Source organism: Stenotrophomonas sp. SMYL11 (genome assembly GCF_036320005.1).
Taxonomy (GTDB): Bacteria; Pseudomonadota; Gammaproteobacteria; order Xanthomonadales; family Xanthomonadaceae; genus Stenotrophomonas; species Stenotrophomonas maltophilia_A.
The window spans coordinates 46,980-60,742 of record NZ_JAWIRS010000004.1 but is presented as its reverse complement, the minus strand read 5'-3'; the positions used below and the strand labels follow the sequence as shown (position 1 = coordinate 60,742).

General features: G+C 65.6%; 8 protein-coding genes. 4 read left to right on the top strand and 4 right to left on the bottom strand.

What is annotated here, in order from left to right; all coding sequences use genetic code 11:
- Positions 1-12 precede the first annotated feature (12 nt).
- From betB to rpfF, 4 genes are all read left to right on the top strand, one after another.
- On the top strand, positions 13-1,485 hold the full coding sequence (betB, locus tag V3B46_RS09050; protein WP_329891738.1) for a betaine-aldehyde dehydrogenase: 1,473 nt from the start codon (positions 13-15) through the stop codon (positions 1,483-1,485).
- A 101-nt stretch (positions 1,486-1,586) separates the two neighbouring features.
- Positions 1,587-3,269, top strand: coding sequence for a choline dehydrogenase (gene betA / locus V3B46_RS09045; protein ID WP_329891737.1), 1,683 nt, complete (start codon positions 1,587-1,589; stop codon positions 3,267-3,269).
- Between the two features lie 222 nt (positions 3,270-3,491).
- Positions 3,492-5,168, top strand: coding sequence for a long-chain fatty acid--CoA ligase (locus V3B46_RS09040; protein WP_154263421.1), 1,677 nt, complete (start codon positions 3,492-3,494; stop codon positions 5,166-5,168).
- Positions 5,169-5,367: 199 nt separating this feature from the next.
- Entirely contained in the window at positions 5,368-6,237 is an 870-nt protein-coding gene (gene rpfF / locus V3B46_RS09035; protein WP_012480080.1) for a diffusible signal factor synthase RpfF, read from the top strand.
- 12 nt (positions 6,238-6,249) lie between these two features.
- On the opposite strand, the gene V3B46_RS09030 is transcribed toward rpfF, so the two are convergent.
- The 4 genes from V3B46_RS09030 to V3B46_RS09015 form a co-directional block, all read right to left on the bottom strand.
- The gene (locus V3B46_RS09030) at positions 6,250-8,970 is read right to left on the bottom strand and encodes a response regulator (protein WP_489686286.1); all 2,721 of its coding nucleotides are present in this window, start codon (positions 8,968-8,970) and stop codon (positions 6,250-6,252) included.
- Between the two features lies 1 nt (position 8,971).
- A complete protein-coding gene (rpfG, locus tag V3B46_RS09025; protein ID WP_006364528.1) occupies positions 8,972-10,111 on the bottom strand; it encodes a cyclic di-GMP phosphodiesterase response regulator RpfG in 1,140 nt (379 codons plus the stop codon).
- Between the two features lie 205 nt (positions 10,112-10,316).
- The gene (gene lysS / locus V3B46_RS09020) at positions 10,317-11,828 is read right to left on the bottom strand and encodes a lysine--tRNA ligase (protein ID WP_329891736.1); all 1,512 of its coding nucleotides are present in this window, start codon (positions 11,826-11,828) and stop codon (positions 10,317-10,319) included.
- A gap of 274 nt (positions 11,829-12,102) precedes the next feature.
- Positions 12,103-13,743, bottom strand: a complete 1,641-nt coding sequence (locus tag V3B46_RS09015; protein WP_154263418.1) for an acetolactate synthase large subunit — start codon at positions 13,741-13,743, stop codon at positions 12,103-12,105.
- Between the last annotated feature and the right edge of the window lie 20 nt (positions 13,744-13,763).

The window sequence follows — 13,763 nt, the reverse complement described above, 5'->3', positions numbered from 1 at the left end:
GAGTACGCCCCCATGACCACCCTGCCCGTCCAACAGCTTTACATCCACGGCCAGCGCGTCGACGCCACCAGCGGCAAGACCTTCAAGACCGTGAACCCGGCCACCGGTGAGGTGATCGCTGAAGTGCAGGTCGCCAGCCAGGCCGACGTCGAACGTGCCGTGCAGAGCGCGGCCGAAGGCCAGAAGGTGTGGGCCGCGATGACTGCCATGGAGCGTTCGCGCATCCTGCGCCGCGCCGTCGAGATCCTGCGCGAGCGCAACGACGAACTGGCGCACCTGGAAACGCTGGACACCGGCAAGGCACTGGCCGAAACCACCACCGTGGACATCGTCACCGGTGCCGACGTGGTCGAGTACTACGCCGGCCTGGCCACCGCCATCGAAGGCATCCAGCTGCCGCTGCGCGAATCGAGCTTCTTCTATACCCGCCGCGAGCCGCTGGGCGTGGTCGCCGGCATCGGCGCCTGGAACTACCCGATCCAGATCGCCATGTGGAAGTCGGCCCCGGCCCTGGCCGCCGGCAACGCGATGGTGTTCAAGCCCTCAGAAGTGACCCCGCTGACCGCGATCCGGCTGGCCGAGATCTACACCGAAGCCGGTGTGCCGGCCGGCGTGTTCAACGTCGTGCAGGGCCCGGGCCGCGAGATCGGCCAGTGGCTGACCGAGCACCCGGTGATTGAGAAGATCTCCTTCACCGGCGGCGTCGCCACCGGCAAGAAGGTCATGGCCAGCGCTGCTTCCTCGTCGCTGAAGGAAGTGACCATGGAGCTGGGCGGCAAGTCGCCGCTGGTGATCTGCGATGACGCCGACCTCGACCGAGCCGCCGACATCGCGGTGATGGCCAACTTCTTCAGCTCCGGCCAGGTCTGCACCAACGGCACCCGCGTGTTCGTGCCGCGCAGCATGCTCGCCGCCTTCGAAGCCGCCGTGGTCGAGCGCGTCAAGCGCATCCGCATCGGCGACCCGATGGCCGCCGAGACCAACTTCGGCCCGCTGACCAGCTTCCCGCACATGGAAAACGTGCTGCGCTACATCGAAAGCGGCAAGGCCGAAGGCGCCCGCCTGCTGACCGGCGGCGGCCGTGCCACGGAAGGCGCGTTGGCCAATGGCGCCTACGTGCTGCCGACCGTGTTCTCCGACTGCCGCGATGACATGACCATCGTCAAGGAAGAGATCTTCGGGCCGGTGATGAGCATCCTTGCCTACGACGACGAAGACGAAGTGGTGCGTCGTGCCAACGACACCACCTTCGGCCTCGCCGCTGGCGTGGTCAGCAAGGATGTCAGCCGCGCCCATCGCATCATCCACCGCCTGGAAGCCGGCATCTGCTGGATCAACACCTGGGGCGAATCGCCGGCCGAAATGCCGGTTGGCGGCTACAAGGAATCCGGCGTCGGCCGTGAGAACGGCATCTCCACCCTCGGCCACTACACCCGCATCAAGTCGGTGCAGGTGGAACTGGGCGACTACACCAGCGTGTTCTGATCGGCGCGCCCCGAGCGCGCACCTTCGTCCGGCCACCGCGCCGATCCGACATTCCGCCGGGACGCCTGCATGCAGCGCGCCCCGGCCTGCAGGAGACACCCATGAGCACCCATAACGAGTACGACTACATCATCATCGGCGCCGGTTCGGCCGGCAACGTGCTGGCCACCCGCCTCACCGAAGATGCCGATGTCAGCGTGCTGCTGCTGGAAGCCGGTGGCCCGGACTACCGGCTCGACTTCCGTACCCAGATGCCGGCGGCGCTGGCCTTCCCGCTGCAGGGCAAGCGCTACAACTGGGCGTACAAGACCGATCCCGAGCCCTTCATGAACAACCGCCGCATGGACTGCGGCCGTGGCAAGGGGCTGGGTGGCTCGTCGCTGATCAACGGCATGTGCTACATCCGGGGAAACGCGATGGACTACGACAATTGGGCCAGCATGCCCGGCGTGGAAGACTGGACCTACCTGGACTGCCTGCCGTACTTCCGCAAGGCCGAAACCCGTGACATCGGCCCCAACGACTACCACGGCGGTGACGGCCCGCTGCGGGTGACCACGCCCAAGGCCGGCAACAACGAACTGTTCGCTGCGATGGTCGAGGCCGGCGTGCAGGCCGGCTACCCGCGCACCGACGACCTCAACGGCTACCAGCAGGAAGGCTTCGGCCCGATGGACCGCACGGTGACCCCGAAGGGTCGTCGTTCCAGCACCGCCCGCGGCTACCTGGACCTGGCCAAGCCGCGCCCGAACCTGACCATCGTCACCCACGCGCTGACCGACCGCATCCTGTTCTCGGGCAAGCGTGCGGTGGGCGTGCAGTGGCTGCACAACGACCAGCCGCAGCGTGCCACCGCGCGCCGCGAAGTGCTGCTGTGTGGCGGCGCCATCGCCTCGCCGCAGATCCTGCAGCGCTCGGGCGTCGGCCCGGCCGACCTGCTGCGCAGCCTCGACATCGACCTGGTGCACCACCTGCCGGGCGTCGGCGCCAACCTGCAGGATCACCTGGAGATGTACCTGCAGTACGAGTGCAAGAAGCCCGTCTCGCTGGCCCCGGCGCTGAAGCTGTACAACCAGCCGGCCATCGGTGCTGAATGGCTGTTCCTGGGCACCGGCATCGGCGCCAGCAACCAGTTCGAGGCCGGCGGCTTCATCCGCAGCGATGCCGAATTCGACTGGCCGAACCTGCAGTACCACTTCCTGCCGGTGGCAATCAATTACAACGGCTCCAACCCGATCAAGGCGCACAGCTTCCAGATGCACGTCGGTTCGATGCGCTCGCCCAGCCGCGGCCGCATCCACGTGCGTTCGAAGGATCCGCGCGAACATCCGAGCATCCTGTTCAACTACATGTCGCACGACCAGGACTGGCGCGAGTTCCGCGCAGCGATCCGCATCACCCGCGAGATCTTCGCGCAGCCGGCGCTGGCTCCGTACAGCGGCCGCGAGATCTCGCCGGGCAGCGCACTGCAGACCGATGCGCAGATCGATGCGTTCGTCCGCGAGCATGCCGAGACCGCCTACCACCCGTCGTGCTCGAACAAGATGGGCCATGCCGATGACCCGATGGCGGTGGTCGACGGCCAGGGCCGCGTGCACGGGCTGGAAGGCCTGCGCATCGTCGATGCCTCGATCATGCCGCAGGTGGTGACCGGCAACCTCAACGCGCCGACCATCATGATGGCCGAGAAGCTGGCCGACGTGATCCGTGGCCGCACCCCGCTGGCCCGCAGCACCGCGCCGTACTACAAGGCCAACGGCGCACCGGTACGCAAGCAGGGCTGACGCAAGCGCCCCGCTTGGGGCCACGGTAGTGCCGACCGCTGGCCGGCATCCACCGGAATCCCGATCGAGCGCAGATGCCGGCCGGCGGCCGGCATTACCTAGCAAGGAGGCCCCTCGGGGCCTCTTCGCGTTTTCCCTACGGCGGGGTATGCTGCAATGAACGGCCATTGTCGATACGCTCAGGGCCGTAACCTAAAACATCACGATTCCTGGAGGGGGAATATGAGTCTGGATCGTCCTTGGCTGCAGAGCTATCCGAAAGGCGTTCCCGCCGAAATCGACGTCAACGAATTCCATTCGGTCGCCTCGGTCTTCGACGCTTCCGTCGCGAAATTCCGCGACCGTCCCGCCTACTCCAGCTTCGGCAAGGTCCTCACCTATGGTGAGACGGATGCGCTGGTCACCCAGTTCGCCGCCTACCTGCTGGGTGAGCTCAAGCTCAAGAAGGGTGACCGCGTCGCTCTGATGATGCCCAACTGCCTGCAGTACCCGGTGGCCACCTTCGGCGTGCTGCGCGCCGGCCTGACCGTGGTCAACGTCAATCCGCTGTACACCGCCCGCGAACTCAAGCACCAGCTGGTCGATGCCGGCGTCAGTGCCCTGGTGGTGGTCGACAACTTCGGCGACACCGTCGAGCAGGTCATCGCCGATACGCCGGTCAAGCACGTGGTCACCACCGGCCTGGGCGACCTGCTCGGCGCAAAGGGCGCGATCGTCAACTTCGTCCTGAAGTACGTCAAGAAGATGGTGCCCAACTACCACATCAAGGGTGCCGTCCGCTTCAAGCAGGCGCTCAAGCTGGGCAGCCGCCATGCCCTTCCGCCGGTCGAGGTCGACCACGACGACATCGCCTTCCTGCAGTACACCGGCGGCACCACCGGCGTGGCCAAGGGTGCGATGCTGACCAACCGCAACCTGATCGCCAACATGCAGCAGGCGTCAGCGTGGTTGTCGACCTCGGGCATCGAGCCGGGCAAGGAAGTGATCATCACTGCCCTGCCGCTCTACCACATTTTTGCGCTGACCGCGAACGGTCTGGTCTTCATGAAGTTCGGTGGCTGCAACCACCTGATCACCAACCCGCGCGACATGAAGGGCTTCGTCAAGGAGCTCAAGGGCACCCGCTTCACTGCCATCACCGGCGTCAACACGCTGTTCAACGGCCTGCTCAACACCCCGGGCTTCGACGAGATCGACTTCTCTTCGGTCAAGTTCACCCTGGGCGGTGGCATGGCGGTGCAACGTGCCGTGGCCGAACGCTGGAAGAAGATCACCGGCGTGACCCTGGTCGAAGCCTACGGCTTGACCGAAACCTCGCCGGCCGCCTGCATCAACCCGCTCACCCTGCCCGAGTACAACGGCGCCATCGGCCTGCCGATCCCGTCCACCGATGCCTGCATCAAGGACGACAACGGCAACATCCTGGCGCTGGGCGAAGTGGGCGAGCTGTGCATCAAGGGCCCGCAGGTGATGAAGGGCTACTGGCAGCGTCCGGAAGAAACCGCTACCGCCATCGATGCGGACGGCTGGCTGCACACCGGCGACATGGCGAAGATGGACGAACGGGGCTTCTTCTACATCGTCGACCGCAAGAAGGACATGATCCTGGTGTCCGGCTTCAACGTGTACCCGAATGAGGTCGAAGACGTCATCGCGATGATGCCGGGCGTGCTGGAAGTCGCCGCCGTCGGTGTCCCGGACGAAAAGTCCGGCGAAGTGGTCAAGGTCGTGATCGTGAAGAAGGACCCGAACCTGACCGCGGAAATGGTCAAGGAACATGCGCGGGCAAACCTGACCGGTTACAAGCACCCCAGAATCGTAGAATTCCGAAAGGAGCTGCCGAAGACCAACGTCGGCAAGATTCTCCGTCGCGAGCTGCGTGATACGCCCGCCCAGTAAGGGTTTCCGGGCAACGGGACAGTACAGGGACCCCGCCGGAGACGGCGGGGTCTTTTTATTACCGGAACATGGCCGGTACAGCGCTTGCGGGCGGTTCACGACGGGTGCATAGAATCAGTCGCCGCCGCACGTTCAGCCCGCCCCCTCACTCCTCTCCGTCCGCTCTGCGGTTGGCCGGACGGTCACACGGAGAACTCCCATGTCCGCAGTACGCCCCATCATCACCCGTCCCTCGCAGCACCCTACCCTGCGTATCACCGAAGAACCCGAGCGGGATGTCTACTGGATCCACATGCACGCCAACCTGGTCAACCAGCCGGGCCGGCCGTGCTTCGCCTCGCGCTTGGTCGATGACATCGTCGACTACCAGCGCGAACTGGGCGATCGCCTAAGCGCCTCGCACGCTCTGTCACCCCATGTCGTTCTTGCCTCGGACAGTGACGTGTTCAACCTGGGCGGCGACCTTGAGCTGTTCTGCCGGCTGATCCGCGAAGGTGACCGCGCCCGACTGCTCGACTATGCCCAACGCTGCGTGCGCGGCGTGCATGCCTTCCATGCCGGCCTGGGCACCCGTGCCCACAGCATCGCCCTGGTCCAGGGCAATGCCCTGGGCGGCGGCTTCGAGGCCGCACTGAGCTGCCACACCATCGTCGCCGAGGAAGGCGTGCTGATGGGCCTGCCCGAGGTGCTGTTCGACCTGTTCCCGGGCATGGGCGCCTACTCCTTCCTGTGCCAGCGGATCAGCCCACGCCTGGCCGAGAAGATCATGCTGGAAGGCAACCTCTACACCGCCAGCCAGCTGAAGGAGATGGGCCTGGTCGACATCGTGGTGCCGGTGGGCGAAGGTGTTGCCGCGGTCGAACAGGTGATCAAGGAAAGCCGGCGCATTCCGCACGCGTGGGCGGCGATGCGTGAAGTCAACGAGATCGCCACCATGGTGCCACTGCATGAAATGATGCGGATCACCGAGATCTGGGTGGACACCGCCATGCAGCTCGGCGAGAAGTCCCTGCGCACCATGGATCGGCTGGTACGGGCGCAGGCCCGGCGCAATGGCGACCCGGCCTGACCGTCCGGCGGGTCAGGACGGGCTGCGCTCGCTGTCGTCGCGGTGCGCTGCTCCCGCACTACGGGCAGCCAACGCATTCCTGCCGTTGCGCAGGGCGGTCGCCAGGCTGCCGAGGCGGGCGTTCCATTCACCCTTCAGCTGCCAGTCCGCCATGCGCATGATTTCGCCACTGGAGGCGGCAACCTGGACAAGCCCCAGGTTGCTCGCCACACCGCGCAGCGCGTGTGCGTGCTCGCGGAAATCCTCCCAGGCCTGGCGCTCGCCGCAGCCCTGCAGCTGGCCCATGCTCGCGTCGACGTCCGCCAGGCACTGGTCGATGAACTTGCGTTCGAAGCCATCGCCCATGCCCAGCGATGCCAGTTCGTCCAGCACCGCGGTATCGAGCACGCCATCGCCAACCGGCAATGCCGGCACCGACTGGATGCCGGACTCGGCGCGGGTGTTGGCGGCGACATCGGCCAGCACTTCCAGCAGACGGGTGGCCACCACGGGCTTGGCAAGGAAGGCGCGGGCACCGGCCTGCTCGCAACGCAGGATGGACTCGGGGGTGACGTCTGCGCTCAGCACCATGACCGGAACGTAAGGCATGCCGCTGGCCTGCATCACCCGCAACTGCTTGAGCAGGTCCAGTCCGCTCATGCCGGGCATGTGCAGATCGACAATCGCTGCGTCGTAACTGGCCTGCTCCAACGCATCGAGCACTTCGGCGCCGCCATTGACGCAGGTCACCTTGTGGCCGGCCTTCTCCAGCAACCGCTGCAGCACCATGCGGTTGGCTTCATGGTCGTCGGCCACCAGCACCCGCAGGCTGCGCACCCGCGCACGATGACGCAGGAAGGGATTGGAAAACGCGATGACATTGCCGGCTTCAGCCACCTCGGACGAAACCGCCGGGGCTGATGAGGTCTCTGCCACGTCCAGCGTGATCTCGACCCAGAACACGCTGCCGCGCGGGCTGTTTGGCGCATAGCCGACCTGCCCGCCCATCGACTCGACCAGGCCCTTGGCAATTGCCGTGCCCAGGCCGGTTCCCTCATGACGACGGGCCAGGCCGACATCGCCCTGCTCGAAGGCATTGAACAGGCGCCCGCGCAACGCCACCGGCACGCCGATGCCCGTGTCGACGATCTCGAATCGCAGCCGCACCCGGTCGCTGCCCAGCGCATCCGGGCTGGACACGCGCAGATGCACGTAGCCGCTCTCGGTGAACTTGACCGCGTTGCCCATCAGGTTCAGCAGGATCTGCTGCAGATGCCCGGCATCGCCCAGCAGGCGCGGCGGCACGTTGTCGTCCACCTGCACACGGTAGTCCAGCGATTTGGAGCGGGTCTGCGGGGTCAGGATCAGGTTGATCGCCTGCAGCACGTCGGCCAGCGCGAACTCGTGCCACTCCACGCGCACCTTGCCGGCTTCGATCGCGGAGATGTCCAGCACCTCTTCCACCAGCGCCAACAGGCTGCGGGTCGAGGCCTGGATGGTGTTCAGACACTCGCGCTGTTCGTCGTCCAGGCGGGTGGTGGCCAGCACTTCGGTCATGCCGGCCAGCCCGTTCAACGGCGTGCGGAACTCATGGCTCATGTTGGCCAGGAAACGGCTCTTGGCTTCGTTGGCCTGGCGCGCCTCGGCGACCGCGCGGGTCAAGGCATGCAACAGCGAATCGAAGTACAGCGGAATCGCGCCCAGGCCCAGCAGCAGGCCCCAGCCCAGATAATCGTGACCGCGCCAGTACGGCGACAGCATCACCGTGCACAGGAACGCCAGGCAGCCCATGGCCGTGGCCACGCGCAGGTACGTACTGCCGTAACGCATGCCGTTGCCGATCGTCACCCACAGCATCACCGCATACAGCGGTGCCGCCGGCTCACCCTGGATGGTCATGATCCAGGCCATGCAGGTGTAATCGGTCAGCATGCCGATCACCCTTCGTACATGCGAAACACCCGGATTGACCAGGATCGCCGCCAGCAGGCCGGCGGAGATGGTCAGCTCGAAGGCAAGGATCAGCCACGTCGCAGTCAGTGCCTCACCGCCGCCACTCAGCGAACGCCAGCCCAGGTAGCTGATGAACAGCGCGGTGATCACGATGCGGATCAGGTTCTGCGCGTGCTCGCTGTCTTCTCTCCCGGACAGGCGCTGCCTGAAGCGGGCCAACAGCGAGCGATTATGGGCGGCGGCGGGGGTCGTATCCATGTTCGGATGTCGCATCCTTCGGCGCAGCAGGGAGGAGCAGCACAACGGTACTGCCAGCAACCCCAACCACAGGGAAATGGCCAGCCCCAGGTTGGCCTGCCAGTAAGGGGTCAGCAGCACGGTGGTGCCGAAACTGACCATCGCCAGCACGATGGCAGCGGCCAGGTAACGCGGCCCGAAGCGCAGGCCGTTGCCCACAGTGACCCACATCACCACCGCATACACCCACGCCAGCGGCTCACCCATCTGGATCATGCCGACCGCGATCAGGCCGTAATCGGCCAGCATCCCGGCCACCCGTCGCGGATCGGAGCGCTCCGGCTTCCACAGCAACCAGCCAAACAGCAGCAGTGACAGGCCCAGCCCGGTCAGCACCGTCGCCAGCACGCCCTGATATTGATCCAACCGGTGCTGGCGGGCACCGGACAACAGAACATAGACCAGGATCAGCGAGATCAGCACCACCCGCACGATCGCCTGGCCATGTTCCGAATCCGGACGCTGCGCCAACCGGCGCTTCACGCGTGCGAACAGGTCCTGCATGTCACCCACCCGGTCGCGTCGATGCCGTCGAGTGCTGGGCGCAGATATCCATCAACTGCTGGTGGCCGCGCATCAGCGCATCCACGCAGCGTGGATCGAACAGGCGGCCACGCTGGGCATACAGATAGGCCAGTGTAGCTTCCATGGTCCATGCTTCCTTGTACGGACGGGGTGAGATGAGTGCGTCGAAGACGTCGGCCACGGCGACGATGCGCGCTTCCAGCGGAATCGCCTCACCGACCAGCCCATCCGGGTAGCCGCTGCCGTCGTAACGTTCGTGGTGGCGCAGCGCGATCAACGCGCCGACCTGGATGAAGCGGTTCTGGCTGCCACTGAGCAGCTCATGGCCGATGCGTGGGTGCCGGCGCATGATCGCCAGCTCCTCGTCGTTGAGCTTGCCCTGCTTGAGCAGCACTGCATCGGGAATGGCGATCTTGCCCATGTCATGCAGCGGCGCGGCCATCTCGATCAGGCGCACGTCGTCTTCGGGCAGGCCCAGCTGCTCGGCGATCAGCCCTGCCACGCGCGCCATGCGTTCGAGGTAGGCACTGGTGCCGGCATCACGGAACTCGATCGCCCGCGCCAACCGCGACAGGGTCTCGCGTTCGCGCTCCTCGACCTCGTGCATGCTGGCCAGCAAGCGCTGCTCCAGCGACAACGCGCGTTGCTTCACGTTCTCGGTCTGCTGGCGCAGCTGCAGCAGGTTGTAGCAGCGCGCGCGCAGTTCGCGCGGACGGATGGGCTTGACCAGGAAGTCGATGACCCCCGCTTCCAGCGCCGCCTGACGGATCGGCTCGTCGCCGACCACGGTGATCAGGATCACTGGAATGTCGCGATGCTTGGGCAGGCGACGGAAACGGCGGGCGAACTCCAGCCCGTCCATCTCCGGCATGCGGTAATCGAGCAGCAGCAGGTCGACCGGATGCGCCTCACACCAGGCCAATGCGGTCAACGGATCACCGAAGTCATACACGCTCAGTTCCGGCGCGATATCTTCGATGACGTGACGCAGCATCGTCCGCGCGGACGTCTGGTCGTCAACAATGACGATGTTCAACGCGTACTCTGCCTGGTTTCTCGACCATGCTGGATCATCAGCAGGCGAGGATACCCTGCCGCTGCGAACGCTCGCACCCTGCATCGGCCTGACTCCCGTGTCATGCGTCCCGGTTCATGATCGTCATCACACTGTGAAGCGGACTCTCCACAGTGCGCACTCCCCCTGGCGCCGATCAAGCCACAACAGACGTCAAGGTAGTGCATTAACGATACGCCGAGTGCGGGAGGCGTCAATCGCGCCGTCTCATTTCGCGACGGCGCGCACAAACAGGAGTCAAAAAGACGACTTACTGCTCCGGACGCATGTACGGGAACAGCAGCACGTCGCGGATCGAACTGCTGCCAGTCAGCAACATCACCAGGCGATCGACGCCGATGCCGAGGCCGCCGGTCGGTGCCATGCCGTACTCCAGCGCACGGATGTAGTCGGCGTCGTAGTGCATGGCCTCGTCGTCGCCCCCCTCCTTCGCGGCTACCTGGGCCTGGAAACGCTGGGCCTGGTCTTCCGGGTCGTTCAGCTCGGAGAAGCCATTGGCCAGCTCCTTGCCGTTGACGAACAGCTCGAAGCGGTCGGTGTAGCCCGGATCATTGTCGTTGGCACGGGCCAGCGGCGAGACCTCCACCGGATGGTCGGTGATGAAGGTCGGCTGGATCAGGGTGTGCTCGACAGTGGCTTCGAAGATCTCCAGCAGCAGCTTGCCCCAGCCGTAGGACGGCTTGACGCGGATCTTCAAGCGCTCGCAATGGCGCAGCAGCGCGTCGCGGTCGGTGCAGTCGGCAGCAGAAATTTCCGGGTTGTGGTGGCGGACCGCCTCGTCCATGCGCCAGCGGCGGAACGCCGGGCCCAGGTCGATCTTCGCACCGTCCCACTCCACCTCGGTGCCGCCGTTGACCGCCTTGGCCACGTCACGGATCACGCCTTCGGTCAGGTCCATGATCTCGTTGTACGTGGCATAGGCCTCGTACAGCTCCATCATGGTGAATTCCGGGTTGTGGCGGGTGCTGACGCCTTCGTTGCGGAAGTTGCGGTTGATCTCGTAGACGCGCTCCAGGCCACCCACGGTCAGGCGCTTGAGGTACAGCTCCGGCGCCACGCGCAGGTACAGGTCCAGGTCCAACGCGTTGTGGTGGGTGGTGAACGGCTTGGCCGCCGCGCCACCGGGGATGTAATGCATCATCGGCGTTTCGACTTCCAGGAAGTCGCGGTTGTCCAGCCACGCGCGCATGGCGCGGATGATCTTCGAGCGCTTGATGAACACCGCGCGCGACTCCGGGGTCACGATCAGGTCGACATAGCGCTGGCGATAGCGCTGCTCGACGTCGGCCAGGCCATGCCACTTGTCCGGCAGCGGTCGCAGCGACTTGGTCAGCAACCGGATCGATTCGGCCTTGACCGACAACTCGCCGGTCTTGGTACGGGTCAGGCCGCCTTCGACAGCGATGATGTCGCCCACGTCCCAGCCCTTGAAGGCGGTGTAGGCATCGCCCAGCACCGTGCCCTGCAGGAACAGCTGGATGCGGCCGGACTCGTCCTGGATCTGCGCGAAACTGGCCTTGCCCATGATGCGCTTGGCCATCAGGCGGCCCGCCATCTTCACCTGGCGGCCGTTGCCTTCCAGGGCCTCGGCGGTCCACTGTCCGGCGTCCGCGAATTCTTCCTGCAGGCGGCCGGCGAAGTCCTCGCGACGGAAGTCGTTCGGGTACGCGATGCCCTGCCCACGCAGCGTTTTGAGTTTCTCGCGGCGCTCGGCGATCAACTTGTTTTCGTCAACGGGGGGGGTATCGGTAGCTTCGCTCATGGATCTGCGGGAATCGTGTAGTGAGGGGGGATGTTGCACCCGGCACAGCCGGTTGCCCAGCATACCAAAACCGCCCCGCCCCAGCCCTGGACCGGGCCCCGGCCCGCTGCCCGGTAGCCGCCAACCTTGGTTGGCGCTCCATCGTGTCGACCAAGGTCGACACCTACCAGGTCCGCTGCCCGCTGCCCGGTTGCCGCCAACCTTGGTTGGCGGTCCGTGTGTCGACCAAGGTCGACACCTACCGGATTCCGGGGAACCGATGCCACGGCAGGCGTCAACCGTTCCCTGGGAACGCCTGCCGCAGCTCGTCCACCAGCACCCGCTGGTTCTCCGAGTAATCAATCGGCACCGATACCAGGTGCACCCCACCCTCGTTGAACGCCGCCTCCAGCGTCGGGATGAACTGCTCGATGGCCGTCACCTCATGCCCCTTGCAGCCATAGGCTTGCGCATACTTCACGAAATCCGGGTTACTGAACGTCATGCCGTAGTCGGGGAAGCCGTCCACCGCCTGCTTCCAGCGGATCATTCCGTAGGCGCCGTCGTTGAGGATCAGCACCACCAGATTCAGGCCCAGCCGACGCGCGGTCTCCAGCTCCTGGCTGTTCATCATGAATCCGCCATCGCCGCACACCGCCAGCACGCGCCGCTGCGGGTACAGGATCGAGGCCATGATCGCCGACGGCAGGCCCGCGCCCATCGTCGCCAGCGCGTTGTCCAGCAGCAGCGTATTGGCCACCTGGGTGCGGTAATTGCGCGCAAACCAGATCTTGTACATGCCGTTGTCCAGCGCCACGATGCCGTCCGGCGGCATCACCTGGCGCACGTCGTGCACCAGCCGCTGCGGGGTGAATCCAGCTTCCTCGGCACGGTCAGCCAGGTGTTCCAGAATGGTCGCGCGCAGCGGCAGCAGCGCGTCGGCGTTCGGCACTGCACCTTCGATACGGTCGGCCAGCTGGGTCAGCGAACGGCCGATGTCACCGATCACTTCCACCTGCGGGAAGTACACCTGCTCCACCGCCGCCTGCGAATAGCCGATGTGGATGACCGTCGGCCCACCCGGGCGCATCACGAACGGCGGCTTCTCGGTGACCTCATGGCCGATGGTCACGATCACGTCGGCCTGGTCGATGGCCATGTGCACATAGTCGCGCTCGGTCAGCGCCGCGGTGCCCATGTACAGGCCCGAACCACCGGCCACCGCGCCCTTGCCCATCTGCGTGGTAAAGAACGGAATGCCGGCACGCAGCACGAACGCCGACAGCGCTTCGCTGGACTGCGGCCGCGACGCCGCCGAGGCGATCATCAGCAGCGGGCGCTTGGCATTGCGGATGATCTCCGCCGCGCGGTCCAGTGCTTCCGGACTGGCAATGGGACGATCCACCGCGTGCGGCGGAATCAGCGCTACGTCCCCGACCTCATCGGCCGCGATGTCTTCGGGCAGCTCCAGCAGCACCGGGCCCGGGCGCTCTTCCAGCGCGGTACGGAATGCCTCGCGGACGATGGTCGGTATGGTGCGCGCCGAGACGATCTGCCGCGCCTGCTTGGTCAGCGGCTTCATGGTGCTGACGATGTCGACGATCTGGAAACGCGCCTGCTTGCTGGCGACGATGCCCTTCTGGCCAGTGATCATGATCACCGGCCACGCGCCGAGCAGCGCGTAGGCGGCACCGGTGGTGAAGTTGAGCGCGCCCGGGCCGAGCGTGGCCAGGCACACGCCGGGCTTACCGGTCAGGCGGCCGTAGGTAGCCGCCATGAACACCGCTGCCTGCTCGTGACGGGTGATGACCAGCTCGATGCTGGAATGGCGCAGCGACTCGACCACGTCGAGATTTTCTTCGCCGGGAATACCGAAAATGCGCTCGACACCTTCGTTCTCAAGCGCGGCGACAAGCAGATCTGAACCCTTGGACATTGGAGTGCCGTCCTTTTCGC

What these genes read in the sequence shown, in the direction of transcription:
- lysS (WP_329891736.1), bottom strand. Translation starts at nt 11,828, where the DNA reads ATGAGCGAAGCTACCGATACCCCCCCCGTTGACGAAAACAAGTTGATC.
- betA (WP_329891737.1), top strand. Translation starts at nt 1,587, where the DNA reads ATGAGCACCCATAACGAGTACGACTACATCATCATCGGCGCCGGTTCG.
- betB (WP_329891738.1), top strand. Translation starts at nt 13, where the DNA reads ATGACCACCCTGCCCGTCCAACAGCTTTACATCCACGGCCAGCGCGTC.
- V3B46_RS09030 (WP_489686286.1), bottom strand. Translation starts at nt 8,970, where the DNA reads ATGCAGGACCTGTTCGCACGCGTGAAGCGCCGGTTGGCGCAGCGTCCG.
- rpfG (WP_006364528.1), bottom strand. Translation starts at nt 10,111, where the DNA reads ATGCAGGGTGCGAGCGTTCGCAGCGGCAGGGTATCCTCGCCTGCTGAT.
- rpfF (WP_012480080.1), top strand. Translation starts at nt 5,368, where the DNA reads ATGTCCGCAGTACGCCCCATCATCACCCGTCCCTCGCAGCACCCTACC.
- V3B46_RS09015 (WP_154263418.1), bottom strand. Translation starts at nt 13,743, where the DNA reads ATGTCCAAGGGTTCAGATCTGCTTGTCGCCGCGCTTGAGAACGAAGGT.
- V3B46_RS09040 (WP_154263421.1), top strand. Translation starts at nt 3,492, where the DNA reads ATGAGTCTGGATCGTCCTTGGCTGCAGAGCTATCCGAAAGGCGTTCCC.